Source organism: Bradyrhizobium sp. CB82, from assembly GCF_029714405.1.
In the GTDB taxonomy this organism is placed as follows: Bacteria; Pseudomonadota; Alphaproteobacteria; order Rhizobiales; family Xanthobacteraceae; genus Bradyrhizobium.
The window spans coordinates 662,049-687,489 of sequence record NZ_CP121650.1; the positions used below are offsets into that span (position 1 = coordinate 662,049).

Sequence of the window (25,441 nt, forward strand, 5' to 3'; positions counted from 1 at the left end):
GCTGTGCGACCTCGGAAGGGACCATGACCCCAGCGATGGCATCAGGCCCAACGACGCCAAACCGCGCGATCTCGGCCGCAAGGTGATTGTGTGGAGCGGCCTTGCGGATGATGCGATTCCGCCGGCCGGCAACGTCAACTATCACGACCGCGTGCTTGCTGCGATGGGCGGCGATGCCGAGGTTTCGAGATTCATGCGGATGTATCTGGTGCCGGGGGGCGCGCATTCTTCGCAGGGCCGGTCATACTCCGTGACTGGCAAGAACGACGCCGTGCCGCTGCCGAAGCTGCCGGGCAACGCCAACCAAACGCCGACGCGCGAAAAGGGGCGCCGTCTTGGGGTCCATTTTGTAGGAGGGCCCTATCGCCCCTCACTAGTTGAACCTCCTAGGGTGGATCATGACGCGCGCTCAGCGTCATTGATTGAGCCGCGGTCGATGGGCGCCTACTTTGCATGCGGTTGTTTTCTCGTTTTGCCTGGTCAGGGCCGCTTCATCGTCCGGAAGGTGATGGAATAGCGGCGCGCCTCGACCGGTGGAATGCTGTGCTCCCATTGTGATCGCGACTCACCGTCCATGAGGTAGAGCGAACGCGGTCGCGCCTCGAGCGTGTAGCGCTGCCACGTATCGCCGCAGCTGCGTCGGAAGCGGAATTTGCAGGACGAGCCGAGTGACAGTCCGAGGACCTTGTCGAAATGCGGCTTGTCCCGATGCCAACCGATGCCGACGCTTTCGTCATACTCGGTGCACAGGACCTGCTGCACACTGCCCTCCGAGAGGCCGGCCCACGCCTCGGCTTGCCGCGCAATGGGCGCGACCCGGTCTGGGATCGGCTCGGCCGCGGTCAGCCGTTGCTGCGAATAGTCGTATTGATAGCCGAACCACGCCACGCGCCGGTTGCCCTTGAAAGCGCCGAACTGGAAGCGTTGGAGTGGCAATGCTGCGATGCGGCCGATCAGCGCTTCCTCGGCGACGCCGTCGATAAAATTGTCCTGATGACGAAGACCGGCCGGCCCCGCGTTTGGATCAGTGAACAAACCCAGTTGCGTCATTTCTCGTATTTCCGTCATGGAACCTCAAAGCGGCTGGTGCGACTCATCTATGACGCGGGAGGTAATATGCGAGAGCTGTCACCCACGCACCTTTCACGCGCACGCTCACGCCGGAGAGGGCTTCTTCGAGAAGATCGGTGATGGGTGGCGCAAGGGAGAATGGGTTCGCGGCCTTCCCGACGTAAAGCCGCAAACCTGGCAAGAGGTGGTGTTTCCGATCTGCTGGGAAGTCCGCAAGATTGCCGCGGCGAGGCTGAGAAGGCTGCATCCAAATTAGGGCAGCCGGTGCCGCCCCTCTATTCCGCAACTTTCGCATCGATTGCATCGACCGCGACAACGCGCGACAGGGGCGACTCCACCAGCGCCTGCACGTCGGGCAAGTCGCTCGTGACGCAAAGCAGGCGGCGACGCACGCATACAATTCGTCTGATCTTTGCCAGGTCGACCCGAACTACAGGGAACCGGCGGCATCATGAAGCCCGGTTCGGGGCGTTTCGTCTAGGCTGAAGCTTCCGTGCCACGCTCAAGGGCGATGCGGATTGCCCTTGAGCGCAGTTGCGGAGACGTTTTCCGGTCGCTACGCAACAGATCTGCAACATGTGGCCCTTAAGGCATTGATTTTACAAGCGGTGGAACGGTTTCCTAAACCGTAGGTCGGATGTTCGAGTCATCCCGGGATCGCCATGCTCTCTCTTCCGGTTCGCGCTCGCTCGGACGTGACGCGCCTCTTCGGGCTTGATCGCTGCGTTTGAGCGCGCAGGGATTCACACTGCGATGCGGTTTTGCGCCACCGGCGCAAAAATTGCTACAGCGACCGGAGCACCCCTTCCGGCCCGCCCTGCGCCCGCAGGAGGCCTGCCCCACCGACACACCCGGAGATGACGATGCCTTTTGACTTGATCCTGCGCGGCGGCCGGGTCGTCGACCCCTCGCAGAAGCTCGACGCGGTGACGGATGTCGCGTTTGCGGGCGGCAAGGTCGCGGCGATCGGCAGCTCCCTCAAGGCGGATCCTGGGACCGATGTGCGCGACGTCTCGCGCTATATCGTGACGCCTGGCCTGATCGATTTGCACACTCACGTCTATTGGGGTGGCACCTCGCTCGGCATCGATGCCGAGGAATTCTGCCGTCTCTCCGGCGTCACTACGGCGGTGGACACCGGCAGCGCCGGCCCCGGCAATTTCGCCGGTTTCCGCAAGCATGTGATCGAGCCGAGCCAGGTCCGCATCCTCGCCTATTTGCACGTCTCGCATGCCGGCATCTTCGGCTTCTCGCACAAGGTGATGGTCGGCGAGAGCGAGGAGCTGCGGCTGATGAACCCCATCGATGCCGCCAAGGTGGCGGACGCCAACCGCGACCTCATCGTCGGCATCAAGGTGCGCGTCGGCCTGCATGCGTCCGGCACGTCGGGGATCGTGCCGCTCGATATCGCGCTCGAAGTGGCCGAGGAGGTCGGCATGCCGCTGATGGCGCATATCGATCATCCGCCGCCGAGCTATGAAGAGGTGCTCGCGCGGCTGCGCCCGGGTGACGTGCTCACCCACGCCTTCCGGCCGTTCCCCAACACGCCAGCGACCGCGCAAGGCACGGTCAAGAAAGTGGTGCTGGAAGCACGCGAGCGCGGCGTGCTGTTCGACATCGGCCACGGCAAGGGCTCGTTCGCCTTCAAGACCGCGCGCGCGATGCTGGCGAACGGCTTTTATCCGGACACCATCTCTTCCGACATCCACTTGCTCTGCATCGACGGCCCGGCCTTCGACCAGGTGACGACCATGTCGAAGTTTTTGTGCATGGGGATGTCGCTGCCGGACGTGATCGCGGCCTCGACCGTCAACGCCGCGATGGCACTGCGTCGCCCCGAGCTCGGCAGCCTCAAGCCCGGCAGCGTCGGCGACGCCACGCTGATCACGATTCGGGAGGGACAGTTCGACTATGTCGACGTCGTCGGCGAGCACCTGATCGGAAATCGCAAGATCGTATCCGAGGGCGTCGTCATCGGCGGTCGCTGGTGGCATCCGAAGTAGCCGGAATCTCGCTCCGTTGGCCGGGGAGACGTCGGAATGCGCGCTGAGAACGCGGATTCTGGGTGAGGGGAGTCTCCGCGTGTCTCTCTGTCACCGTCCGCGCGGAGGTTCCCCCTCACACTAACGCTCACAGAGCGAGCAAAGCTCGCCTCGGCCCTGCGAGCGGGGCGAGCGACCCGCAGCTCAACTGCGGATGCGCCGCCGATCTCTACTCATTCTTGTCCACGTTCCAGAACATCGGCGTCGCCGGGCCGTCGATCACGCCGGTGAGCGATTTGCGCCAAGCGCTCGGCGCCTGGAACTGGCCGAGCGGGACGTAGATCACCTGATCGTAGGCTTCCTTCTGCACGTCGAGTGCAATCTTCTTTTGCTCTTCCGGTGAGGTGGCGCGGGCAAAGGCGTCGCGCAGTTGCTCGAGCTTGGGGTCCTCGGACCAGCCGAACCAACCGCCCTCCTTGCCCTTGCCGACCATCGCGCCATTGACGAGCGGGTTCATCGAGTCGGCGGCGCCCTGGTAGGTGAAGAACATGTTCCAGCCGCCTTCCTTCGGCGACTTCTGGTTGGCTCGACGCGTGACCACGGTCTGCCAGTCCATCGCCTGGAGATCGACCTTGAAGCCGGCCTCGCGCAGAAGCTGGGCGACCATGACCGGCTGCGCCTTCAGCAGGATCTGGTCAGTCGGTGCCAGTATCACCACTGGCGTGCCGTCATAGCCGGACTCGGCCAACGCCTTCTTGGCGTCCGCCATGCCGTTGCCGTTGATCAGGGTCTCGCCGCCGTCGTCGCTGGCCAGCGGCGTATCGCAGATGAAGAATGCGCCGCAGAGCTTGTAATATTTGGGATTGCCGATCTGCGCGTCGAGCACGTCCTTCTGGTTGATCGCGAGCAGCGCGGCGCGGCGGATCTTCACATTGTCGAACGGCGGATGCAGGAAGTTCATCCGGCCGAACGATTGGAAGCCGAATTTGTTCAGGATTGTCACGTTGATGTCCGGATTGGACTCGAGCGTGGGCAGCAGGTCGAACGGCGGCGTTTCAACGAAATCGACATCGCCGGATTGCAGCGCGTTGAGCGCGGTCTGCGCGTCCGGCATCGTCAGCCACTCGACACGGTCGACCTTGACCACCTTGCCGCCCGATGTCCATTCGGCCGGCTCCTTGCGCGGCACGTAGTCGGTGTTCTTTTCGTAAACGGCTTTCACGCCCGGCTGGAATTCGGCGGCCACGAACTTGAACGGGCCGGAGCCGATCTGCTCCGGAATCTGCTTGCTGATCGGGGTCTCGGCGAGCCGCTTGGGCATCATGAAGGCGCAGATCGACGATGGCTTGGCGATCGTCTCCAGCACGAGGCCATAGGGCTCTTTCAGTTTGAGGACGATCGTCCTGGCGTCCGCGGCTTCGATGCCTGCCGTGAAGTCCATGAGCTTGCGCGCCATGCCGTCGACGCTCGTGCCCCAGCGCTTCAGCGAGGCGACGCAATCCTCCGCCGTCACCGCCGCTCCGTCGTGCCACTTCAGGCCGTCGCGCAGGGTGAAGGTGTAGGTCAGCTTGTCGTCGGACACCTTCCAGTCGGCCATCTGCGGCCGCACCTTGAAGCTAGAATCAATGCCGAGCAGCGTATCGTAGACCATATAGCCATGGTCGCGGGTGATGATGGCCGTCGTGAAGCCGGGGTCGGTGACGCGAAGGTCCGATTGCATCACCGCCGTCAGGATCTTCTTTCCGCTCGCGGCAGATGCAAGCGACGTCCATGCAACGGGAAGTGCCGACGGCGCAACAGCCGCAAGCTGAAGCAGTTTCCGGCGCGAGACGTGAACCATTCGATTTTCTCCTGACCTGACGCAAACGAAACCGGACGGCGGCTGCCGATGACGGGCAGCGTATGGCGGGGAGCCATACGTGACAAGGAGGGTTGCCTCCACCGATCTGAATACGTTCGCGACCAAGCAAGGGCTGTGCCGTCGAAGCCGGCGGCGCAGGAAATCGCCGAAGGTCGTCTCGCTTTTGACGGGCGCGCGTTAGTCCCGTCCCGCTTCCATGATCGCTCGTGCCAGGCGCGCCGGATCCGAGAAGCACAATTCATGGCTGCCCGGCACCTGCACCAGGCGGAAAAGCCCGAGCTTCTCCGACAGCCGCGGATGCCAGGGATAGCCGTGCGGCAGCGCGGTATCCTCGGTACAGTTGATGTAGGATTTTGCCAATTGCATCTCGGCCGGGTTGGTCTTCAGCGCGATCTTGTCGCTGAACGTCTTGAGCGGATGCGGATTGAGGATGTCGTAGGCGCGCTGGGCCAGTTCGAGATCGGCATCGTTGATGAACGCCTCGCGCCAGATCGGGAATGGCAGCACCACCGAGCCGTCGCCGCGCTCGGCGGCGATCGCCTCGAACAAGCCGAGATAGTGCGGCGGCACCATATCGTTGAGCGACTCGCCGTCGTTGGGGACGAAGGCATTCCAATAGATCAGCCGGCGGATCCGCTCCGGCACGAGGTCGGCGACGCCCGTGATGACCATGCCGCCATAGGAGTGGCCGAGCAGGATCACGTCCTTCAGATTGCTCTCGGCGAGATAATCGGCGATGGATTGGATCGCTTCCTTGAGCCCCGTGGTCTTGGTGTCGCCCGGCCGGTTGCCCCTGATCGTGGGCGTATGAACGGTGTGGCCGGCGGCGCGAATGGGGGCGGCGACGGGCTCGAGCTCGGCTCCGGTGTGCCAGGCGCCGTGGACGAGGACGTAGGTCGACATATTGTAGCTCCTCCGCAAGGATGGTTAGATCGGCGCGGCAATCACCGGCCGAAGCCCTGCCGACTGAACGTCGGTCGTTGTCTTTGTTGCAGCCATATTGAGCCGGCCGGGGATCGGTCCGCTTGGCTGGCGCTGAACCGGATTGGTCTCGGAGCGAACTATGGAGCAGGTCAATCCCTTGAGCCGGCCGCGGCACTTCATCTGGAATACGGCGCAGACGCGCCCCACGGAGCAGTTTTCCTTCTACCGCGAGGCGATCTGCCAGGCGTTCATGAACCTGACGCCGGAATCGGCGACGACGTCGTATTTTCCGGCGAAGGTGGAGACGATCAGGTTCGGCGCCGGCGCGGTCAACCGGGTGGTGTTTCCCGAGCATATCGTGCATCGCTCGCGTAGCGATATCGCGGCCTCAAGCGAGAGCTGCTTCTATCTCAACTTCAAGCTCGCCGGCCGCTGCCGCATCTTGCAGGGGACGCGCGACGTCAGCCTGTCGCGCGGCCAGGTCGGCATCTGCGACAGTGACCGCGAGGTGAGGCTGCTGCACGATTGCGGCCCGACGCTGGAGGTCGCCTCCTTCTGGGTGCCAGCGCGCGCGTTGCGCGACCGGCTGCCGTCAGGCTTCGATTTCGAGGCCGAGCGTGTCTCCGATGATCCCCATGTCGGCCATCTCATCGTCGAGACGGCGCGCTCGCTGAATGCCGGCGCATTGCGGATGACTGAAGAGGACAGCGTGCGTCTGTTCGGCGTGCTGCTCGACCTCGTGGCGCTGAGCCTGTCGCGCCGCTCGCGCGCGCAGACGGCGGAGACGGCGAGCTTTGCGGATGCGACTGTGCTGGCGCTGCGCCGCGCGATTCAAGAGCGGCTCCGCGAGCCGGGCCTGACGGTCGCCGCGGTCGCAGGCGCCATCGGCATCAGCGAGCGCTACGTGCACAAGCTGTTCGAGCGTTCCGGCACGACGTTTTCCGACTACATCATGGAGCGCCGTCTCGACGGCGCCGCGGCCGATCTGCGGGATCAGGCCGTGGCAGGTCGCGAGATCGGCGCCATCGCGTTCGACTGGGGCTTTTCGGACCTCTCCCACTTCACGCGGCGGTTCAAGCAGCGTTTTGGTTGCCGGCCGCGCGATGCAGCCGGTAAGCCGGCGCGGTAGGGGCGTGTACTGACTTCCGCATGGCAAAGCGGACCCACAAGCGACACCGACGTGTGCCGATCTGACGACTTCGGACCACCGGGTCGCAACGGCTATGACACGGTGCGACCCCGTGGCGGTCCTCGCCGCACGCCGTGGACGATCCGAATCTGCCGTCGCCGTTCAAGGGTTCGGAGCTGCCGCTTGCATCTCATGTCCTGGGCTGAAGCTTGATGCTCCCGGCTGCCCGGCGGGCGGGCTTGACGATGCCGCTTGCATTTCATGCCCTGGGCTGAAGCCCGATGCTCCCGGATGCCCGGAGGGACTTGTAGATGCCGCTTGCATCTGGTGTCCCGGGCTGAAGCCGGATGCGCCGGGATGCCCGGCATGGCTTGATGAACCATGATGCCCGGTATGCGAGTGCGAGCTCGAAAACACCGCCGAAAACGCCGACTGTATCGCGTGTCCTAGGCTGAGGCTTGATGCGCCGTGATGGGCGCCATGCGAGTGCGGGCTTGTAAACGCTGCTTGCATCGCGTGCCCCGGAGCCGATGCCGAACTGCCGTGGCCGACACCACCTACGCCGCCATGTCCCGCGCCCACGCCGCCGCCATGTCCGCCACCCACACCGGCACCAACACCGGCTCCTGCCCCGCCACCTCCTCCAGCTCCCCCTCCGGCGCCGCCGCCCCGCCGCCACCGCCACCTCCACCAGCGAGCAGCGGCCCAGACGTTGCGATCAACAATGCCGGTATGGCGGTTACTGCAAGAAGCTTGGCTACCCTCGTCACGATGATCTCCTCTTCGCCTTCAATTCCGCGGCTGACGCGGCATAACTGCTCGGCTCGACGGCGGTTGCAAGTCGAGTGCTCGACCGAGTGTTCCGCACAAAAAACGTGATCGAATAAGGCGAAAAGGCGCGCACCCCATTTTCTGTGCGGACTGTCACCAGAACGGCACATCTGCGCGAGCGGTTCCCCGACGAAATCACACCGCGCGCAGGGTCGGGTTCGATTCCGCTCCGTTCACGCGTGCTCGTGGCGTTGCTCTCCTTTGGCGAGCGTTCCGCACAGGCAGCGACAAGGCGGCGAAATGTGCCTGCCGGTCGCCGCAGGACGCCTCGAGCACGTCATGCCGGACCAGCGGATGCGATAGCGCTACAGCGACCGCGCGATCAACAGCTTCATGATCTCGTTGGTGCCGCCATAGATCTTCTGGATGCGGGAATCGATGAAGATGCGCGAGATCGGGTATTCCTGCATGTAGCCGTAGCCGCCGAACAGCTGGAGGCATTCGTCGGCGGTCTCGACCTGCTTCTCCGAGCACCAGTATTTCGCCATCGAGGCGGTGACGGTATCGAGATCCCCGGCGATCAGGCGCTCGACGCACCAGTCGACGAAGACGCGAGCGATCATCGCCTCGGTCTTGCGCTCGGCGAGCTTGAACGCGGTGTTCTGGAATTCGATCAGCGGCTTGCCGAAGGCGGTGCGCTCCTTGGTGTAATCGGCGGTGAGCTTGATCGCGCGCTCCATTGAGGCGACGGCGCTGACCGCCAATGCCAATCGTTCCTGCGGCAGTTGCTGCATCAGCTGCACAAACCCTTGCCCCTCTTCCTTGCCGAGCAGGTTTTCCGGCGGCACCGTGACATTGTCGAAGAAGAGTTCCGAAGTGTCGGAGGCGTGCAGGCCGATCTTGTCGAGGTTGCGCCCGCGGCGATAGCCGTTCGCGCCCGCGGCCTCGACCACGATCAGCGAAATGCCCTTGGCGCCGACCTCGCCGGTGCGCGCGACGACGATGACGAGGTCGGCGGCCTGGCCGTTGGTGATGAAGGTCTTCTGGCCGTTGACGACGTAGCAATTGCCCTGTTTCTTCGCCGTGGTCTTGACGTTTTGCAGGTCCGAGCCGGTGCCGGGTTCGGTCATGGCGATGGCGCCGACCATCTCGCCCGAGGCCATCTTCGGCAGCCAGCGCGTTTTCTGCTCCTCCGAGCCGTAGTTGAGGATGTAGTGCGCGACGATGGCGCTGTGCACGGAGACGCCGGTCGTGACCTCGGGCACCGTGCTCTCGATATCCTCCAGCACCGCGGCGTCATAGGCGAAGGTCGCTCCCAGGCCACCATAGGCTTCGGGCACGCTGGGCAGAAGCGCGCCCATCTCGCCGAGCCCGCGCCAGGCGGAGCGGTCGACCATCTTCTGTGCGCGCCACTTCTCGGCGTGCGGCGCCAGATCCTTGGCCAAGAATTTCCGGAACTGGTCGCGGAAGATTTCGAGCTCTTCGGTCATCCAGGAGGAGCGGTAGGACATGAAAACTCCGGTCGGTGATGCGACTGTCTTGGTTACGCCGGTGGAGCCCGACAATTATTGTGTTTTCAGGCTGCGCCCGTGACGCTACCAAGGCAACCGGATTCGAGCCTTTCAGGGTGTTGTGATTTTTGCAGGGTGTGCGATTTTGACCGCCAGGACGACCGAGCTCAAGATCGACATCGCGCGCGTGGGCGCCGTCTCCGCGCTGCTGATGATGCCGGACAAGCCGCGCGCTTGCTATGTCTTCGCCCATGGCGCGGGCGCCGACATGCGGCACGCGTTCATGGACAGGGTCGCGGCAGGACAGGCCGAGCGCGGCATCGCGACGCTGCGCTATAATTTTCCCTACATGGAGAAGAAGCAGGGTCGGCCAGACCCGCCGGCGATTGCGCATGCCGCGGTGCGGATGGCGGTTGAGGAGGCGGCGCGGCAATGTCCTGACCTGCCGCTGATCGCTGGCGGAAAATCGTTCGGCGGGCGCATGACCTCGCAGGCTCAGTCGAAGGCGCCGCTGCCCGGTGTGCGCGGACTCGCGTTCCTCGGCTTTCCCCTGCATGCCGACAACAAGCCGTCCATCGAGCGCGCGGCGCATCTCGCCGCGATCGACATCCCCATGCTATTCCTGCAGGGAACACGGGACAGGCTCGCCGATCTCAGCTACCTCCAACCCGTGATCGCGGAACTCGGCGCGAAGGCCAGGTTGCATGAAGTCGCCGGCGGCGATCACTCCTTCCTGGTCTTGCGCAAGTCCGGCCGCAGCAACGAGGAGGCGATGAAAGAGGTGCTCGATACGCTCGCAGCGTGGATCAACGAGCTCGTCTGAGCCCAAAGCGCGATGAGATTGGCATGAATCGTCATCGCGCTTTTAGGTTATTGTTTGAGCATGATCTCCGCGCAAACGCGTTCCGCGTTTGTCGCGAGGGAAAACGCTTCACACTTTTCCGGATCATGCTGTTGTGCGGTCATCCCGTATAAAGGCCCTTGTCCCGCGCCTTCTGGATTGCGAGCGCGGCGATCAGGTCGAGCGACGGGGTCGAGAGGCCGGCGGCGTGGGCAAAGGCGGCCGGCGCCTTCACCAGCACGTCGATCTCCATGGCTCGGCCGAGCTCGTAGTCCTGACGCAGCGACGGCTTGTGGTTCGGCGCGGGTCCGCTGCGCGTCACGCGCTTGACCTCGGGGATGTAGTGCTGCGCGATCTCGTTGGCCTCGTTGAGCAGGCGTGGAATGACATCCGTGAAGGCGGCGTCGTTGCGCACCCCGCGTGCGGTCAGGCCCGTGAGCAGGCACAGCACCGAGAGCGACATGTTGGTCAGGAGCTTTGACCAGATCGCCTCACGGATGTCGGAGATGGGCGGCGAATCGAGCTTCGCCTCGTTCAGCGCCGCGCGGAGCTGGTTGATCCGCTCGCTGGTGCGATCGTCGCATTCGCCGACCAGTAGCCGGTTGCGGTCCGGCGAGAGATTTTCGACGATGCCGGGCTCGACCACCTCGTTGGAGGAGAACACGACGCCGCCGACGATACGCTCCTTGGCAATCGCCTTGCGCAGGCGCGCGCCGGGATCGAGAAAAGCGAGATCGGGCGGCGTCGGATGCCGCGGCGGTAGCCCAATATTGTACCACCAGGGAATGCCGTTCTGCGCGAACACGATCGCGGTGGTCTCGCCGAGCAATGGCGCGATGCCGGTGACGAGGCCCGGCAGGCCGGTTGCCTTGAGCGTAGAGATCACGACGTCCTGCGGCCCGAGCTGGGCCGGATCGCCGGAGGCGCGGACTTTGGCACAAACTTCCGCCTCGCCGACGCGCAGCCTCAGGCCATTGGCGCGCACCGCCTCCAAATGCGGCCCGCGCATCACGCAGGAGACCTCATGGCCGACGCGTGCGAGCCGCACCGCAAGATGGCCGCCGACCGCGCCCGCGCCGAAAATGCAAATGCGCATGATGTGATTGCCCCGTCCAAGGATGGATCTTTCGGTTCGCGCCGGTAAGCAGCATGGCACAAGCCGCCATGCGATGGGCGCGACCGTCTCCCCGCGGAAAGTGATGGATCAATGGGTGCAGCCACGGTCATAGTGCGTGGCCCGACAAAGAATAATGCCGAGAGGATCGCCCATGCCGGCCAGCCCTGTTCTGTGGACCCTTGACGAGCGCGGGGTCGCGACCGTCACGCTCAATCGACCCGAGGTCAACAATGCCTATGACGGCGCGCTGATATCAGGCGTGCTCGCGGCAATCGATGATCTGGGCAGAAAACCCAATTTGCGGGTCGTGGTGCTCAGGGGCAACGGCAAGCATTTTCAGGCCGGCGCCGACCTCAAATGGATCAACAGCGTGCGTCCGCAGTCGCTTGGAGAGAACGTGGCTGCCTCGCGGGCGACCTTCGAGGCCGTGCAGCGGCTGAACACGCTGCCGATCCCGACCGTGGCCCTTGTGCAGGGCGGCTGCTTCGGCGGCGGCACCGGCGTGATCGCGGCCTGCGATGTCGTGATCGCGGCCGACAATGCCCTGTTCTCGATCACCGAAGTGCGCTGGGGCCTGACTGCCGCAATCATCATCCCGCAGCTCTGCGATGCCATCGGCGTTCGTCAGGTCCGCCGCTACGCGCTGACCGGCGAGCGTTTTGGCGCCGAAGAGGCGCGCCGCATCGGCCTCGTTCATGATGTGGTACCGCTCGCCGAGCTGGACGCCGCCGGCGCGAAGGTGGTCGAGCAATTGCTCGCCAACGGGCCGGAGGCGATGGCCGAGACCAAGCGGCTCGCGCTGGAAAGCTCGTTTGGTGGCATGAGCATCGATGACGCCGCCTATGCGCGCCTCATCCACCTGCATTCGCTGAAGCGCCAGAGCGCGGAGGCGGCGGAAGGGCTGGCTTCCTTCGCCGAGAAGCGCGCGGCGAAATGGGGTCGCGGCCCATAGAGCATGATAAATTCCGATGGAATTGCTGCCAGCAAGTTCACCTCTCCCCGCTGGGGAGAGGTGAGCACCGATGCGCCAGAGCGGACTTAATCCTCATCACGGTCTAGGCGCCGCTCAGCAGCCGCGGCAGATGCCGCTCATGCTGCGGTAGACCGCGTCGTCGTCCTGTCGCATCTGCTTGAGCGATTCCAGCGCGGTGCTCTGGCGTGGCGGCTCGGGCTTGCGCTTCGCTGCAAGCTCTTCCTCCTGTCGCTTGTAGCAGGCCTCGCGGTCGGCCTTGGCCTGGATGAAGCGGCAGTTCTGCTCCACTGCGGAGGCCGGAGCGGCGGAGATCGCAAGGCAGATCAGGGAAATCAGAGTGCGTTTCAAAGGCAACCATCCTGGAACATGATCCGGAAAAGTGTGCAGCGGCTTTCCCTCGCGACAAACGCGGAACGCGTTTGCGCGGAGATCATGCTCAAACAATAACCCAAAGCGCACTGACGATTCATCCTAATCTCATCGTGCTTTAGGGTCGTTCTGTCAGCTCCGCCGAACCGGACCAACAGTCATGTGGCGCGCCACGGGGCTTTACATCGTCGATCCCTTTGTCGAGATAGCAGGATGGTCCGGCCTGGGCCCCAAACGACCGGGTATCGTCTTGCAGCAACAATCGATTCGGGAACCTGCGCGTCAGGTGCCGCTCTACGGCGAATATGAAGTGGTCGTGCTCGGCGGCGGCCCTGCCGGCATTGTTGCGGCCGCTTCGGCGTCGCGGGCGGGGCGGCGAACGCTCCTGATCGAGCGCTACGGCTTCTTGGGCGGCATGGGCACCGCCGCCGGCGTCACCAATTTCTGCGGCCTGCACGGCAATGTCCATGGCCAGCACCACCGGCTGGTGCAGGGCATGGCCTCCGAGCTGCTCGCGCGGATCGATCGGCTCGACGGCCTCAACGAGCCGCATTTGATCCTCGGCAAGGTGTTTGCGCAGGCTTATGACACCGCCGCCTACAAGATCGCGGCTGACGATCTCCTTGCAAGCCACCGGGTCGATATTCTCTTCCACGCCCTCGGCGCCGGCGTCGTGATGGACGGTGCGCGCCGCATCGACGCGCTGATGGTCGAGACCAAGGCGGGACGGCAGGCGGTACGCAGCGAGATTTTCATCGATTGCTCCGGCGACGGCGATCTCGCGGCCTGGGCCGGTGCGCCTTTCGAGATCGGCGACGAACACGGCCATCCGCTGTATCCGTCGATGATGTTCCGCCTCAATGGCATCGATCCCGACAAGGCCGGCGAGGCCTGGCGCACCATTCCGCAATTGATGGAGAAGGCGCTTACCGCCGGCACGCACAGCTTCCCGCGAAAAAGCGCGATCGTGCGGCCGCAGCGCCACGGCATCGAATGGCGCGTGAATTTCACGCAGGTGGCGCGCGAGGACGGCCACGCCATCAACGGCATCGAACCTGATGATCTCACCCGCGGCGAAATCGATGGTCGTCGCCAGGCGCTCGCGGCCTTCGCATTCCTGCGCACCGTGCCGGGGTTTGAGAAGTCCTACATCGTCGACCTGCCGCCGCAGCTCGGCATTCGTGAGACCCGCCGCATCAAGGGTGGCTATCAGCTCAGCGGCAAGGACGTGCTCACATGCGCCTCGTTCGAGGATTCCATCGGCGTCAATGGCTGGCCGATCGAGGCTCATGTGCCCGGCGACGTCGTCTTTACCTTCCCGCCGATCCCGGAATCACGCGGCTACAACGAATTGCCGTATCGCATGCTGGTGCCTGAGGGCGTGGACAATCTCCTGGTCGCCGGCCGCTGCGCGTCCATGACCCATGAGGGCCAGTCGGCGGCGCGCGTCTCCGGCGCCTGCTTCGTGATGGGGGAGGCGGCCGGTTCCGCAGCAGTGCTGGCGCTGTCGGCCAACCGGATCCCGCGTGACATCCCGGTTGAAAAATTGCAGGAAACGTTGAAACAACAGGGCGCCTTCATCGGGCGGGACCAGACCGTGCCCGAGGGGATGTAAATGGCCCTGTAAAGAAACGACGGAGGAAGCCGGATGGGTTGGGTTGCGCGGTTCGCGGTAATGGGTCTGTTGGCGCTGGCGACGATTGCAGCCGCGCAGGCCGAGGAGCCGCTGAAGGCCAAGATCGGTGTGCTCCGGCTGTCGTCCTCGGCGCCCGTCTTCATCGCACAGGACAAGAGCTATTTCGGCGACGCCGGCCTCGCGATCGAGCTGAAGTTCTTCGATGCGGCGCAGCCGATCGCGGTCGCCACCACCTCGGGCGACGTCGATTTCGGCATCACCGCCTTCACCGCGGGTCTCTACAATCTCGCCGGCAAGGACACGCTGAAGGTGATCGGCGGCATGAGCCGCGAGAAGGCCGGCTATCCCCTGATCGGCTATTTCGCCAGTAACAACGCTTACGCGGCCGGGCTGAAGACGCCGAAGGATCTTGCCGGCAAGCGTGTCGCGGTGACGCAGGTCGGATCATCCTTTCACTATTCGCTCGGCCTGCTCGCCGACAAATACGGCTTCAAGTTGTCCGACGTGAAGATCGTGCCGCTGCAATCGCTGTCGAATGCGGCTGCCGCTCTGAAGGGCGAGACCGTCGACGCCGCGCTGCTTCCGATCTCGACCGCGCGAAAGTTGATGGACGAAGGCGGCGCGAAATTCTTGGGCTGGGTCGGTGACGAGACGCCCTGGCAATTGGGCGCTGTATTCGCCTCGCCGAAGACGCTCGCCAACAAGGCGCTGGTGACGAAGCTGCTCGGTGCGCTGGCAAAAGCCGATCGCGAATATCACGACGTCATTCTCGCCGCGATGAAGGACGGCACCGTGCCGATCAACGACAAGACCAAGCCGCTGCTGGAGATCATCGCAAAGTATACCAACCTGCCGGTCGAGCAGGTCGTCGGCAACTGCGCGTATATCGATCCGGACGGCAAGCTGGACGTGAAGAACGTCGACAACCAGATCAAATGGCTGCAACAGCAGGGCTTCGCCGACAAGGGCTTTGACGCGGACGCGATCATCGCGAAGGACTACGTGAAGGCGGACTGATGCAGACGACACGAATCCTCGCGGCAAGCGATTTGCCACCCTCCCCTGGAGGGGGAGGGTCGATCGCTGCGGCGATGCGCAGCATCGTCCGCTGCGAGCGGGGTGGGGTGAGCCGCGGGAACGGTTTCTCCGTCGTTCGCTCCAGCCTCCGCTTGCGATTTGAGGGGCAGGCGTCGGCAGCATCATCGCGGATGGACCGTCACCCCACCCCGGTTTGCATTGCGTTTCACGCCATGCAAACCGACCCTCCCCCTCCAGGGGGGGGTGAAGCCAGGATCGGCGAATGGACCTGATCGCCAACCGTATCACCCACCGCTTCGGCGAACTCGCCGTGCTCGACGACGTCTCCTTCACCGTCAGCACGGGCGAGGTGGTGGCGATTGTCGGGCCGTCGGGCTGCGGCAAGAGCACGCTCTTGTCGATCCTCGGCGGGCTGTTGCTGCCGTCATCGGGCGCGGCGGAGCTGCGTGGCGCGCCGCCTTCGGACAGTCTCAATCCATTGACCTTCGTGTTTCAGGATTTTGCCCTGCTGCCCTGGGCCACCGTGGAGGAGAACGTCGAATTCGCACTGCTGCACACGCAGCTTTCGTCCGCGCAGCGCCGCGCGCAGGTCGACGATGCCTTGCGTCGCACCGGCCTCACCGATTTTCGCATGACCTATCCCAAACAGCTCTCCGGCGGCATGCGCCAGCGCGTCGGCATTTCGCGCGCGCTTGCGGTGAAGCCCGCGATCCTCTTGATGGACGAGCCGCTCTCGGCGCTGGATTCGCAGACCCGGGAGCTCCTGATGGAAGATTTCGTCGGCCTGCTCGCCGATGGCGGCATGGGCGCGGTCTATGTCACGCATAATCTCGAAGAGGCGGCGCGGCTTGCCGACCGCATCGTCGTGCTGTCGCGGCGGCCCGGCCGCATCCGCGAAGTCGTGACGGTGCCGATGACGCGCGCCGAACGGGGCGAGCCTGCTGCGCGTGAAAAACTGCTCGCGCTCCAGAACCAGATCTGGTCGCTGATCCGCAACGAGGCGATCGACGCCGAGCGCGAGGTTCAGCATGCTTGATAGCGCAACGCAAGGAGGGGCGTCGGTAAAGGACGCGGCGACGCGGCCGGTCCGCTTCCGCGGCGCGGGCTTCGTGCCGGCGAGCAGCCGATTTGGCGGCTGGTTCGCGCTCGCCCTCGTCATCGCGCTGTGGCAGATCGCCGGCAGCGCTCGCCTGGTCAATCCGCTGTTCCTGCCGGCGCCATCGGCGATCGTGCGCGCGATCTACGAGCTCGCCGTGTCCGGCGCGCTCTGGCAGCACATCTCCGCCTCGCTCTTGCGCATCGGCGTCGGCTGGCTGCTGGGCACCGCGGCCGGCACCGCCGTCGGCTTCGCCATCGGCCTGTCGCGACTGGCGCGCAGCGTCGGCATCACCTTCATCTCCGCGCTGTTCCCGATTCCGAAGATCGCATTGTTGCCGCTGCTGATCCTCTGGCTCGGCATCGGCGAAGAACCGAAGATCGCGACCATCGCGTTAGGAGTGTTCTTCTCGACCGCGATCTCGGTCTATAGCGGCGTCGATGCGGTGCCGCGCAACCTCATCCGCATGGCCCAAAGCTTCAACGTGCCGTTCGCGACCATCGTGCGCAAGGTGATCTGGCCGGGCGCGCTGCCCTCGATCCTCGCCGGCTTCCGCATCACCGCCTCGGTCGCGCTGCTGCTTGTCGTCAGCGCCGAGATGATCGGCGCCCAGTTCGGCATCGGCGCCTTCGTGCTCCAGGCCGGCAATCTCATGCAGACTGATCAGCTGCTTGCGGGCGTGGTGATCCTGTCGGCGTTTGGCCTTGCAGTGGGGAAGGTAATCAACTGGCTGGAGACGCGGCTGCTGCATTGGCGGTGAGGCATTCTCCGTCATTGCGAGCGCAGCGAAGCAATCCAGAATCTTTTCCACGGTGACAGTCTGGATTGCTTCGCGGCGCTCGCAATGACGATGTGGATGCAGGTCCGCGCCACGGCGAAGATCGTAGGGTGGGTTAGCGAAGCGTAACCCACCTCTTTACTTTCCGTGCGAAGACGGACGTGGTGGGTTACGCCTTCGGCTAAACCCACCCAACGGTGGCGATTGGCGCCCAGTTCGCCTCACGCATTCCCGCGATCCTCGCGGAAGAGGTCGAGCTTCTGCTGCACCGGACGGTCGGAGAAGCTGAACAGCACGGAATCCGCGTCGGCCTCGTGCGTGACCCAGTGCCAGCTCGGTGCCACGAACAGATCGCGCGGGCCCCACTCGAACGTCTGGTCGCCGATGCGGCTGCGGCCCTTGCCCTCGATGGTACAGAATACGGTTGCATCGGTGGAGCGATAGCGCGCGGTCTTGAAACCTTTTGGCAGGAGCTGGATGAAGGTGCCGATCGTCGGCATCGCGTAGTCGCCGGTCTCAGGGTTGCTGAACCTGAGCTTCAACCCGTGGCAGGCGTCCCATTCCTCGCGCGCCTTGGCTTTTTCCAGTGCCTCTCGAGTATAGGCATAGGGATAGCTGAAGATCGGCGACGTCTTCGACGATCGCTTCACGTCGACCGGCAGCAGATTGTGGCCGTAGCGCGCAAAGCTGTCCCCGGCGGGTTTGGTGATCTTCTGCTGGTCCTCCTTGGCGCCTTCCGCAAAGGAGCAGTCGAAGAACTGCACCAGCGGAATGTCGAGGCCGTCGAGCCAGAACATCGGCTCATCCGTTTCGTTGGAATGATCGTGCCAGGTCATCGACGGCGTAATGATGAAGTCGCCGGGCTCCATCGCCGTGCGCTCGCCGTCAACGGCGGTGTGAGCGCCCTTGCCCTCCAGCACGAAGCGGAGTGCCGACTGACTGTGGCGATGCGCGGGCGCGACGTCGCCGGGCACCACCATCTGCACGCCGGCATAGAGCGAGGTCGTGATCTTCGACTGTCCGCGCAGGCCCGGATTTTCCAGGATCAGCACCCGGCGCTCAGCCTCCTTGGCGGTGATCAGCTTGCCCGCCTCGGTCATGTAGTCGCGGATGACGTCGAATTTCCACAAATGCGGGCGGCAGGCGCTCCTTGGCTCCGGCGTGATCAGATCGCTCATGACCGTCCAAAGCGCGGTGAGGTTTTCGCCGTCGATCTTCCTGTAGAACGCCTCGCGTTCCGGCGTCTTCGCTACGGCTTCCATGGCGAGCCTCCCGTTGGTGTCGTAAGATTGACAGTATACTTACAATCCATGTAACGTCAATCAGTGATGGATGTTAGATGCCGTCACTCCGGGTCTTGCGTCGCATCGCCCGGAGACGGCAACAAAGATTTCCGGGAGGGTTCCGAAATGAAGCTGCATGGCTACTTCCGCTCCAGCGCGGCCTACCGGGTGCGGATCGCCCTGAACCTGAAGGGCCTGGCCGCCGAGCACCTGCCACATCACCTGCGTAAGGGCGAGCAATGCGCGCCCGCCTATCTCGCCATCAACCCGCAGGGCCTGATACCGGCGCTTGAGGATGATGTGGGCGCGACCCTGACCCAGTCGCTCGCCATCATCGAATGGCTGGACGAAACCCACCCCAATCCGCCGCTGCTGCCGAAGGATAGCTTGCGCCGTGCCAGGGTGCGCGCGTTCGCGCTTGCCATCGCCTGCGATACCCACCCGGTGCAGAACCTGAAGGTGCTGGCGCGCCTGCGCGAGCTTGGGGTGGCGGAAGAGAAGGTTCAGGAATGGGCCGCCTGGGTCAATCGCGAGGGGCTGTCGGCCTGTGAGACGCTCGTGAAAGACGAGCCTGGGCCGTTCTGTTTCGGCGACGCGCCGACGCTCGCCGATCTGTGCCTGGTGCCGCAGCTCGGCAACGCCCGCCGCTTCGGTGTCGACGTCTCGGCCTATCCGCGCCTGCTCGCGGCGGAAGCCGCCGCAAAGGCACTCCCGGCCTTTGCCAATGCTGCGCCGGAGAAGCAGCCCGATGCCGAGTAAGCCTGCCCCTCCCATTACGATGGACGCGGTCTATGCCGCGCCGGGCTACCTGTTCCGGCGCATGCAACAGATCGCAGTCTCGATCTTCATGGAGGAGTGCAAGGCGTTCGATCTGACGCCGGTGCAATATGCGGCGCTGGTTGCGATTCACACCCATCCCGGCATCGATGCGACGCGGCTGTCCGCGGTGATCGCCTTCGACCGCTCGACCCTCGGCAGCGTCATCGAGCGGCTCCAGGCCAAGGACTATGTCGAGCGCAAGCCGGCGCCCGAGGACAAGCGGATCAAGCTGCTCTATCTGACGAGGCAGGGCGCCGCGATCCTCAAGGACATCATTCCCGCGGTCGAGCGCGCGCAGGCGCGCATGCTGGAGCCGCTCAAACCCGCCGACCGCAAGACGCTGATGGGGTTGCTCGTGCAGCTCGTCGATCTCAACAACGAAGCCTCCCGCGTCCCCCTGCGCGCCGAGGACGCGCTGGAACATCTGGGAAAGGCGGGACAGGTGTGAGGCGCTGCATGCGCCTCATATTCAGCCGTCGTCCCGGGGATCTCCGCCGTTCTTGGCGGCCTCATACTGCGCCATGAAGGCTGGCGACATATGGCGCAGGCGCGCATCGTCGATCCGCCCGGAGCGGGTGATGTAGCTGTAGGCGAAGTCCATCAGGTCGAGCTTCATGTGCTCGGCAAAATGCTCGTACCAGCCGGCCGAGGTGCGCGCGGCATCGACGAGCTTTTGCACGACGGGTTTGCGCTCGGCCTGGTAGCGGTGCAGCGCGGTGGCAAGATGCGCGTCCGATTCCAGCGCCTTCACCAGCGCGATCGCGTCCTCGATCGCGAGCCGCGTGCCTGAGCCGATCGAGAAATGCGCCGAGTGCAAGGCATCCCCGATCAAAACCATGTTCTTGAACGACCAGTGCTCATTCCAGACCCAGGGGAAATTGCGCCAGACCGATTTGTTGGAGACCAGGCAGTGGCCGCCGAGCGTATCGGCAAAGACCTCCTCGCAGACGCCCTTGGATTGCTCGACGTCCTTGTAGGCGAAGCCATAGGCGTGCCAGGTCGCATGATCGCATTCGACCAGGAACGTGCTCATGGTCGGGGAGTAGCGATAGTGATGGGCGTTGAAGGCTCCGCGGTCGGTCTTCACGAAGGTCTGCGACAGCGTGTCGAAGTGCTTCGAGGTGCCGTACCAGACGAACTTGTTGGAGGAGTAGGACAGCGAGGTGCCGAAATCGCCCTCGAACGAGCGGCGCACCAGCGAATTCAAGCCGTCGGCGGCGACGATCAGATCATGACCGTTGAGCTGATCGATAGACTGGATCTGCGTGTCGAAGCGCGAGGCGACGCCGGCATCGATCACGCGCTGCTGGAGGAATTTCAGGAGATCGAGCCGTCCGATCGCCGAGAAGCCGACGCCGTCGATGGCGACGCTGTCACCGCGCAGGTTCAGCGTGATGTTCTCCCAACTCTCCATATGCGGCGCGATCGCGTCCACCGTCTCGGGGTCGTCGGAACGCAGGAACTCGAGCGCCTCGTCGGAGAAAACCACGCCAAAGCCCCAGGTCGCGTCGGCCGGGTTCTGCTCGAACAGGTCGACCTGGTCCTCGGGGTGACGCATCTTCCAGAGATAGGCGAAGTAGAGCCCGCCAGGCCCTCCGCCGATTACGGCGATCCGCAACGTCGTCCTCCCAAGTTTCTGCAGCATCATTGCCGGCATGCACGCCCCGGGGGCCCACGCCGCCTTGGAAATTGCTGCGCAGCCGTGGCGCGCCGCGTCGCTCTATCCTACCGCGATCTTATCGCGCGGCGAAGGGTGCCAGGACGCCTTTGCAGGCCGGTGACAGCGAGGCGGCATTGGTCGCGAGGCATTGCGCGATGCGGCCGCCGCCCGGCGCCACGCCGGCGCACAGCGAACGGATGTCGCCGCCGCAGGCCGAGCGCACGATGAACAGCTCTTCGCGCGGCCGCAACGGCCGCAGGTTGATGACCGGCGGCGCTGCCGCAGGTGCAGCCGCCGCGGCTGCTGGCGCGCCGCCACCGCCGGTCGCGGCGCTCATCGCCTTCGCGCAGGCGGACGAGACGTTCGCCTTGTTCTTCTCCAGACATTCGAGCGCGGGCGCGCCGCCGGGCGGCACGCCCGCACAGACCTTTGGATAGTCGGAGCGACAGGCGCTTCTGATTGTGGAGACCTGTGCGCTGCTCGGCTGCTTGGCCGTGGCAGCTTTGGGCGTCTCGGCTTTGGGGGCTTCGGTCGTGGCGGTCGGCTTGGCGGGTTCGGCGGCAGGCGCCGATCCAGTCTTCGGTGCGGCCGGCGCAGCTTCGGTCTTTGGCGCAGCCGCCGGTTCAATCGCGCGCACCGCGCTCTGGCAGGCCGACGATAGGCTCGACATGTTGTTATTCAGGCATTGCAGCGCCTCGGCGCCGCCCGGCTTGACGCTCGCGCAATGCGCCTGATAGTCGGCCCGGCATGCGGACCGGATCGCACTCTTCTGCGCGTCGGTCGGGGCCTGCGCGAAGACCGGTGCTGCAGTTGCGAAGAGAGCCGCCGTAAGCAGCGCGCTACGCGTTGCGAGAAATCCTGAGCTGTTGAACATTTGCGTCAGTTCCTGCCCTGTCGGTAAGCCATGCCTTGAAAATCGGAGCTTCGAAAAAGTCATGTGATCGCAATCGGCGCGGGGGTCGTCACGCGCGCGGCATCATTGGCCGCTTTGGCTGCTACCGCAAGTAGATTATGCCCGCGGAATGTGGCGGGACAACAACGTCAGAGCTTGATCATGCGCTTGCCGCGGTTCTCGCCCGCAAGCAATCCGATCAGCGCTCGCGGCGTGTTCTCGAGGCCGTTGATGATGTCCTCCTGCACCTTCAACTGCCCCGACTTGACCCAGGCTTGCAGGTCTGCCAGCGCACGCTGGCTCTGATTCATGTAGTCCATCACGATGAAGCCCTGCATCACGAGCCGCTTCACCACGATCAAGCCGGGCACGCCGCGCGGGCCATGCGCGGACGGCGCGCCGTCATATTGTGAGATCGCACCGCAGCAGGCGATCCGGCCGTAATTGTTCATTTGCGGCAGGCAGGCTTCCAGAATGTCGCCGCCGACATTGTCGAAATAGACGTCGATGCCCTTTGGTGCAGCCGCGCGCAACGCCTTGAACACTGCGCCGTCCTTGTAATCGACCGCGGCATCGAAGCCGAGTTCCGAGGTGAGCCAGCTGCATTTGTCCGCGCCGCCGGCGATGCCGACCACGCGACATCCCCTAATCCTGGCGATCTGTCCGACGATCGATCCGACCGAGCCAGCGGCCGCCGAGACAACGACCGTCTCGTCCTCCTTGGGCTTGCCGATCTCCAGCAGGCCGAAATAGGCGGTGAGGCCGGCGATGCCGAACACACTGAGCAGATGCGTCAGCGGCTCGAGCTTCGGCATTTTCGTGAGATGCTTTGCGGGTACCGCGGCATAGTCCTGCCAGCCGGTGTCGCCGAACACGATATCGCCGGCTGTGATCCCCGCTGCCTTCGAGCTGATGACCTCGGCGATGGCGCCGCCCGCCATCACGCTGTTGGCCTCGACCGCCGAGCGATAGGTCGCGCCATGCATCCAGGCGCGGTTGGCAGCATCGAGCGAGATGTAGCGCACGCGTAACAGCGCCTCGCCGTCCTTCGGCTCCGGCACGGCGCCTTCGACCATCTTGAAGTGTTCCGGGCCAAGCTTGCCGCTCGGTTTCTCCACCAGGAGAATTTGGCGATTGACGGTCCCGCTCATGGGTAGTCCCCCTCTTCAATTGGTTGACTTTTATTGATGCAGATGCCGCGCAGAAAACATGCAAGCCGCATCCGTTGTGCGCTGCGTGAAAGCTAGATCGCTCCGCCCTTTTTCACAACGGGAACATCCGGCCAACCGCGCACACCCCAAGCGTGTTGCGTCGCTGGCAAAATCTGCGACACTATGAAGCTTCGGTGTACGAGGGGGTAGGCAATGTCGAACAAGTTTACGCAATACATCCTGGCGGCGATGGTGCTGGGCATCATTGTGGGATCGGCGATCTACAACTTTCTGCCCGATACCCGCGCCGATTGGGCCTCGTCCATCAACCTGATCGCCATGATGTTCCTGCGCCTGATCAAGATGATCATCGCGCCTCTGGTGTTCGCCACCCTCGTCGGCGGCATCGCCCATATGGGCTCGGGCGCCAAGCTCGGACGCATCTTCGCCAAGACCATGGGCTGGTTCATCAGCGCCTCCTTCGTGTCGCTGATGCTCGGTCTCGTGATGGTCAACCTGCTCCAGCCCGGCGCCAACTTCCCCGGCACGCTGCCGGACAAGGCGCAATCGACCGGCCTGCCGGTCTCCGCCTTCTCGATCGAGAAGTTCCTCACCCATTTGATCCCGACCTCGATCGCGGACGCGATGGCGCAGAACGAGATCCTGCAGATCGTGATCTTCGCCGTGTTCTTCTCGGTGGCGATGGGCGCGATGCCCGAGCGCTCGAAGCCGATTCTCGGGCTGATCGACGATCTCAGCCACATCATGCTCAAGGTGACGAGCTATGTGATGCTGTTCGCGCCGCTGGCCGTCTGGGCCGCGATCACCGCAACCGTCGCCAAGAATGGCCTTCTGGTGCTGTGGAAGCTCGTCGTCTTCATGGGCGGCTTCTATCTCTCGCTGCTGATCCTGTGGGGCATCCTGGTGATCGTCGGCTTCGTCGCCATCGGGCCGAGATACAGCCATCTGTTGAAGCTGATCCGCGAGCCGCTGATGATCGCGTTCTCGACCGCGAGCTCGGAGGCGGCCTATCCGAAGACGCTGGAAGGCCTCAACCGCTTCGGCGCCTCGTCGCGGATCTCGAGCTTCGTGCTGCCGCTCGGCTATTCCTTCAATCTCGACGGCACGATGATGTACTGCACCTTCGCGAGCGTCTTCATCGCGCAGACCTACCACATCGACATGCCGCTCGGCACCCAGCTCGCGATGCTCGCAACCCTGATGATCACCTCCAAGGGTGTCGCCGGCGTGCCGCGCGCCTCCCTCGTCGTGATCGCCTCGACGCTCGCGCAGTTCAACATTCCGGAAGCCGGCCTCTTGATGATCATGGGCATCGACACCTTCCTCGACATGGGCCGCAGCGCGACCAATGTGATCGGCAATACGCTGGCAACCTCGGTCGTCGCGAAGTGGGAAGGCGAGCTCGGGCCCGAGCATGCGCTCGAACCGGGCGAAGTCGTGCCGCCGGACATGGTGCCGGGCGAAGTGCCCGCGATGGCCGGCCACTGACGGGAGCGCGTCATGCGCCTGATATCGGCGATATCTGGTGGTCTGTTGCTGGCGTGTGCGTTGGCAACGGGAGCCTCGGGACAGACCGGCGGCGAAGGGCTGAGCCCGACCCTGTCGGCGATCAAGGGCGCGCATGTCGTGCGGCTCGGCTATCGCGAGAGCTCGCTGCCGTTCTCCTTCCTCGATCAGGCGGGCCGGCCGATCGGCTACAGCCTCGAGCTATGCGAGGCCATCGTGGAGGAGATCGGCGTCGAGGTCGACGATCCCGACCTGAAGATCGAATACGTGAAGGTCACCTCGGATGATCGCATCGATGCGATCCTCCAGAACAAGATCGACCTCGAATGCGGCTCGACCACGGCCAATGCAGAGCGCGCCAAACGCGTCGCGTTCTCGCCGTTGATATTCGTTACCGGCACCAAGCTGATGGTGCCGAAGGCGTCCACCGTTTCCGCTGTAACCGACCTCAAGGGCAAGACGGTGGTGGTGAACAAGGGCACCACCAACGAGCAGGCGATGCATGCGGTCGACAAGAAGTTTTCGCTCGGCCTCAACATCATCACCTCGCCCGATCACGAGCAGTCGTTCCAGATGCTGGCCGACGGCAAGGCCGATGCGTTCGCGACCGACGACATCCTGCTCTACGGCCTGATTCTGCGCCACAAGGCGCAGGACAAGTTCCGCGTCACCGGCGACTATTTGTCCTACGAGCCCTACGGCATCATGTTCCGCAAGGGGGAGCCGCAACTCTCGGCGGTCGTCGAGCGCACCTTCCGCAAGCTCGGCTCCAACCACGATCTCGTCCCGCTCTACAACAAATGGTTCATCGCGAGGCTGCCGACCGGTGAGCGGCTGAACGTGCCGATCTCGCTGCAACTCGAGGAAGCCTTCAAGGCGATGGACGATTCGCCGGGTGCGAATAACTAGCGGGAGTGTGCAGCTCTGCCGGGTTGATCGCGCCGCACGCTCGCTGCAATCCATTCTCTCACCGGGGGGAGAGGGTGCAACGAGTTCGCGGCTGAGCCCAATA

The 25,441-nt window shown here is 64.2% G+C and carries 23 protein-coding genes and 1 tRNA gene; 13 read left to right on the top strand and 11 right to left on the bottom strand.

Annotated features, from left to right (window positions below):
* Positions 1-480: 480 nt before the first annotated feature.
* A complete protein-coding gene (locus tag QA640_RS03110; protein ID WP_283039316.1) occupies positions 481-1,050 on the bottom strand; it encodes an alpha-ketoglutarate-dependent dioxygenase AlkB in 570 nt (189 codons plus the stop codon).
* 616 nt (positions 1,051-1,666) lie between these two features.
* Here QA640_RS03110 and QA640_RS03115 point away from each other — a divergent pair.
* Both QA640_RS03115 and QA640_RS03120 read left to right on the top strand, forming a co-directional pair.
* Positions 1,667-1,734: transfer RNA gene (locus QA640_RS03115), tRNA-Ser, on the top strand.
* 200 nt (positions 1,735-1,934) lie between these two features.
* A complete protein-coding gene (locus QA640_RS03120) occupies positions 1,935-3,074 on the top strand; it encodes an amidohydrolase/deacetylase family metallohydrolase (RefSeq protein WP_283039317.1) in 1,140 nt (379 codons plus the stop codon).
* Positions 3,075-3,282: 208 nt separating this feature from the next.
* On the opposite strand, the gene QA640_RS03125 is transcribed toward QA640_RS03120, so the two are convergent.
* Positions 3,283-4,893, bottom strand: coding sequence for an ABC transporter substrate-binding protein (locus tag QA640_RS03125; RefSeq protein ID WP_283039318.1), 1,611 nt, complete (start codon positions 4,891-4,893; stop codon positions 3,283-3,285).
* Between the two features lie 198 nt (positions 4,894-5,091).
* The gene (locus QA640_RS03130; RefSeq protein ID WP_283039319.1) at positions 5,092-5,817 is read right to left on the bottom strand and encodes an alpha/beta hydrolase; all 726 of its coding nucleotides are present in this window, start codon (positions 5,815-5,817) and stop codon (positions 5,092-5,094) included.
* Positions 5,818-5,977: 160 nt separating this feature from the next.
* Between QA640_RS03130 and QA640_RS03135 the strand changes: the two genes are divergently transcribed.
* Positions 5,978-6,967 carry a helix-turn-helix domain-containing protein gene (locus QA640_RS03135; RefSeq protein WP_283039320.1) on the top strand — a complete coding sequence of 330 codons (990 nt, stop codon included), beginning with the start codon at positions 5,978-5,980 and terminating at the stop codon, positions 6,965-6,967.
* A gap of 557 nt (positions 6,968-7,524) precedes the next feature.
* Here QA640_RS03135 and QA640_RS03140 read toward each other — a convergent pair.
* Positions 7,525-7,737: a hypothetical protein gene (locus QA640_RS03140; RefSeq protein WP_283039321.1), complete on the bottom strand. Its 213-nt coding sequence runs from the start codon at positions 7,735-7,737 to the stop codon at positions 7,525-7,527.
* Positions 7,738-8,103: 366 nt separating this feature from the next.
* A complete protein-coding gene (locus QA640_RS03145; protein WP_283039322.1) occupies positions 8,104-9,249 on the bottom strand; it encodes an acyl-CoA dehydrogenase family protein in 1,146 nt (381 codons plus the stop codon).
* Between the two features lie 145 nt (positions 9,250-9,394).
* On the opposite strand from QA640_RS03145, the gene QA640_RS03150 reads away from it, so the two are divergent.
* Positions 9,395-10,072, top strand: a complete 678-nt coding sequence (locus QA640_RS03150; protein WP_283039323.1) for an alpha/beta family hydrolase — start codon at positions 9,395-9,397, stop codon at positions 10,070-10,072.
* Between the two features lie 139 nt (positions 10,073-10,211).
* Here the strand turns inward: QA640_RS03150 and QA640_RS03155 are convergent, their stop codons facing one another.
* A complete protein-coding gene (locus tag QA640_RS03155; protein ID WP_283039324.1) occupies positions 10,212-11,186 on the bottom strand; it encodes a ketopantoate reductase family protein in 975 nt (324 codons plus the stop codon).
* A gap of 172 nt (positions 11,187-11,358) precedes the next feature.
* Between QA640_RS03155 and QA640_RS03160 the strand changes: the two genes are divergently transcribed.
* Positions 11,359-12,159, top strand: coding sequence for an enoyl-CoA hydratase-related protein (locus QA640_RS03160; RefSeq protein WP_283039325.1), 801 nt, complete (start codon positions 11,359-11,361; stop codon positions 12,157-12,159).
* Between the two features lie 114 nt (positions 12,160-12,273).
* Here the strand turns inward: QA640_RS03160 and QA640_RS03165 are convergent, their stop codons facing one another.
* Positions 12,274-12,528 carry a hypothetical protein gene (locus QA640_RS03165; protein ID WP_283039326.1) on the bottom strand — a complete coding sequence of 85 codons (255 nt, stop codon included), beginning with the start codon at positions 12,526-12,528 and terminating at the stop codon, positions 12,274-12,276.
* A 271-nt stretch (positions 12,529-12,799) separates the two neighbouring features.
* Here QA640_RS03165 and QA640_RS03170 point away from each other — a divergent pair, with 271 nt between their 5' ends.
* The 4 genes from QA640_RS03170 to QA640_RS03185 all read left to right on the top strand — a co-directional run bounded on the left by QA640_RS03170 (position 12,800) and on the right by QA640_RS03185 (position 17,079).
* Positions 12,800-14,164 (top strand): FAD-dependent oxidoreductase, encoded by a 1,365-nt coding sequence (locus QA640_RS03170; protein ID WP_283043102.1) that lies wholly within the window; start codon positions 12,800-12,802, stop codon positions 14,162-14,164.
* A gap of 33 nt (positions 14,165-14,197) precedes the next feature.
* Positions 14,198-15,202 carry an ABC transporter substrate-binding protein gene (locus tag QA640_RS03175; RefSeq protein WP_283039327.1) on the top strand — a complete coding sequence of 335 codons (1,005 nt, stop codon included), beginning with the start codon at positions 14,198-14,200 and terminating at the stop codon, positions 15,200-15,202.
* Positions 15,203-15,485: 283 nt separating this feature from the next.
* Entirely contained in the window at positions 15,486-16,259 is a 774-nt protein-coding gene (locus QA640_RS03180) for an ABC transporter ATP-binding protein (RefSeq protein ID WP_283039328.1), read from the top strand.
* Positions 16,252-17,079 (top strand): ABC transporter permease, encoded by an 828-nt coding sequence (locus tag QA640_RS03185; RefSeq protein ID WP_283039329.1) that lies wholly within the window; start codon positions 16,252-16,254, stop codon positions 17,077-17,079. Before QA640_RS03180 ends, QA640_RS03185 begins: the two co-directional genes overlap by 8 nt.
* Before the next feature lie 239 nt (positions 17,080-17,318).
* Here QA640_RS03185 and gtdA read toward each other — a convergent pair whose 3' ends face one another.
* Entirely contained in the window at positions 17,319-18,359 is a 1,041-nt protein-coding gene (gene gtdA, locus QA640_RS03190; protein ID WP_283039330.1) for a gentisate 1,2-dioxygenase, read from the bottom strand.
* A gap of 147 nt (positions 18,360-18,506) precedes the next feature.
* Between gtdA and maiA the strand changes: the two genes are divergently transcribed.
* Together maiA and QA640_RS03200 are read left to right on the top strand one after the other, a co-directional pair.
* Positions 18,507-19,139: a maleylacetoacetate isomerase gene (gene maiA, locus QA640_RS03195; protein WP_283039331.1), complete on the top strand. Its 633-nt coding sequence runs from the start codon at positions 18,507-18,509 to the stop codon at positions 19,137-19,139.
* Positions 19,129-19,647: a MarR family transcriptional regulator gene (locus QA640_RS03200; protein ID WP_283039332.1), complete on the top strand. Its 519-nt coding sequence runs from the start codon at positions 19,129-19,131 to the stop codon at positions 19,645-19,647. Before maiA ends, QA640_RS03200 begins: the two co-directional genes overlap by 11 nt.
* Before the next feature lie 21 nt (positions 19,648-19,668).
* Here the strand turns inward: QA640_RS03200 and QA640_RS03205 are convergent, their stop codons facing one another.
* The 3 genes from QA640_RS03205 to QA640_RS03215 form a co-directional block, all read right to left on the bottom strand.
* Complete coding sequence (locus tag QA640_RS03205; protein WP_283039333.1) at positions 19,669-20,817, bottom strand: FAD-dependent monooxygenase; 1,149 nt, start codon at positions 20,815-20,817, stop codon at positions 19,669-19,671.
* 118 nt (positions 20,818-20,935) lie between these two features.
* Positions 20,936-21,733 (bottom strand): hypothetical protein, encoded by a 798-nt coding sequence (locus tag QA640_RS03210; protein ID WP_283039334.1) that lies wholly within the window; start codon positions 21,731-21,733, stop codon positions 20,936-20,938.
* A gap of 167 nt (positions 21,734-21,900) precedes the next feature.
* A complete protein-coding gene (locus QA640_RS03215; protein WP_283039335.1) occupies positions 21,901-22,902 on the bottom strand; it encodes an NADP-dependent oxidoreductase in 1,002 nt (333 codons plus the stop codon).
* Between the two features lie 213 nt (positions 22,903-23,115).
* On the opposite strand from QA640_RS03215, the gene QA640_RS03220 reads away from it, so the two are divergent.
* Positions 23,116-24,411, top strand: coding sequence for a dicarboxylate/amino acid:cation symporter (locus QA640_RS03220; RefSeq protein WP_283039336.1), 1,296 nt, complete (start codon positions 23,116-23,118; stop codon positions 24,409-24,411).
* A 12-nt stretch (positions 24,412-24,423) separates the two neighbouring features.
* Positions 24,424-25,338, top strand: a complete 915-nt coding sequence (locus QA640_RS03225; RefSeq protein WP_283039337.1) for an amino acid ABC transporter substrate-binding protein — start codon at positions 24,424-24,426, stop codon at positions 25,336-25,338.
* The last annotated feature ends 103 nt before the right edge of the window (positions 25,339-25,441 follow it).

Bases quoted from the DNA above. Each gene is read 5' to 3' on its own strand.
- QA640_RS03110 (WP_283039316.1), bottom strand. From the start codon at position 1,050: ATGACGCAACTGGGTTTGTTCACTGATCCAAACGCGGGGCCGGCCGGT.
- QA640_RS03120 (WP_283039317.1), top strand. From the start codon at position 1,935: ATGCCTTTTGACTTGATCCTGCGCGGCGGCCGGGTCGTCGACCCCTCG.
- QA640_RS03125 (WP_283039318.1), bottom strand. From the start codon at position 4,893: ATGGTTCACGTCTCGCGCCGGAAACTGCTTCAGCTTGCGGCTGTTGCG.
- QA640_RS03130 (WP_283039319.1), bottom strand. From the start codon at position 5,817: ATGTCGACCTACGTCCTCGTCCACGGCGCCTGGCACACCGGAGCCGAG.
- QA640_RS03135 (WP_283039320.1), top strand. From the start codon at position 5,978: ATGGAGCAGGTCAATCCCTTGAGCCGGCCGCGGCACTTCATCTGGAAT.
- QA640_RS03145 (WP_283039322.1), bottom strand. From the start codon at position 9,249: ATGTCCTACCGCTCCTCCTGGATGACCGAAGAGCTCGAAATCTTCCGC.
- QA640_RS03155 (WP_283039324.1), bottom strand. From the start codon at position 11,186: ATGCGCATTTGCATTTTCGGCGCGGGCGCGGTCGGCGGCCATCTTGCG.
- QA640_RS03160 (WP_283039325.1), top strand. From the start codon at position 11,359: ATGCCGGCCAGCCCTGTTCTGTGGACCCTTGACGAGCGCGGGGTCGCG.
- QA640_RS03175 (WP_283039327.1), top strand. From the start codon at position 14,198: ATGGGTTGGGTTGCGCGGTTCGCGGTAATGGGTCTGTTGGCGCTGGCG.
- QA640_RS03180 (WP_283039328.1), top strand. From the start codon at position 15,486: ATGGACCTGATCGCCAACCGTATCACCCACCGCTTCGGCGAACTCGCC.
- QA640_RS03185 (WP_283039329.1), top strand. From the start codon at position 16,252: ATGCTTGATAGCGCAACGCAAGGAGGGGCGTCGGTAAAGGACGCGGCG.
- gtdA (WP_283039330.1), bottom strand. From the start codon at position 18,359: ATGGAAGCCGTAGCGAAGACGCCGGAACGCGAGGCGTTCTACAGGAAG.
- maiA (WP_283039331.1), top strand. From the start codon at position 18,507: ATGAAGCTGCATGGCTACTTCCGCTCCAGCGCGGCCTACCGGGTGCGG.
- QA640_RS03200 (WP_283039332.1), top strand. From the start codon at position 19,129: ATGCCGAGTAAGCCTGCCCCTCCCATTACGATGGACGCGGTCTATGCC.
- QA640_RS03210 (WP_283039334.1), bottom strand. From the start codon at position 21,733: ATGTTCAACAGCTCAGGATTTCTCGCAACGCGTAGCGCGCTGCTTACG.
- QA640_RS03215 (WP_283039335.1), bottom strand. From the start codon at position 22,902: ATGAGCGGGACCGTCAATCGCCAAATTCTCCTGGTGGAGAAACCGAGC.
- QA640_RS03220 (WP_283039336.1), top strand. From the start codon at position 23,116: ATGTCGAACAAGTTTACGCAATACATCCTGGCGGCGATGGTGCTGGGC.
- QA640_RS03225 (WP_283039337.1), top strand. From the start codon at position 24,424: ATGCGCCTGATATCGGCGATATCTGGTGGTCTGTTGCTGGCGTGTGCG.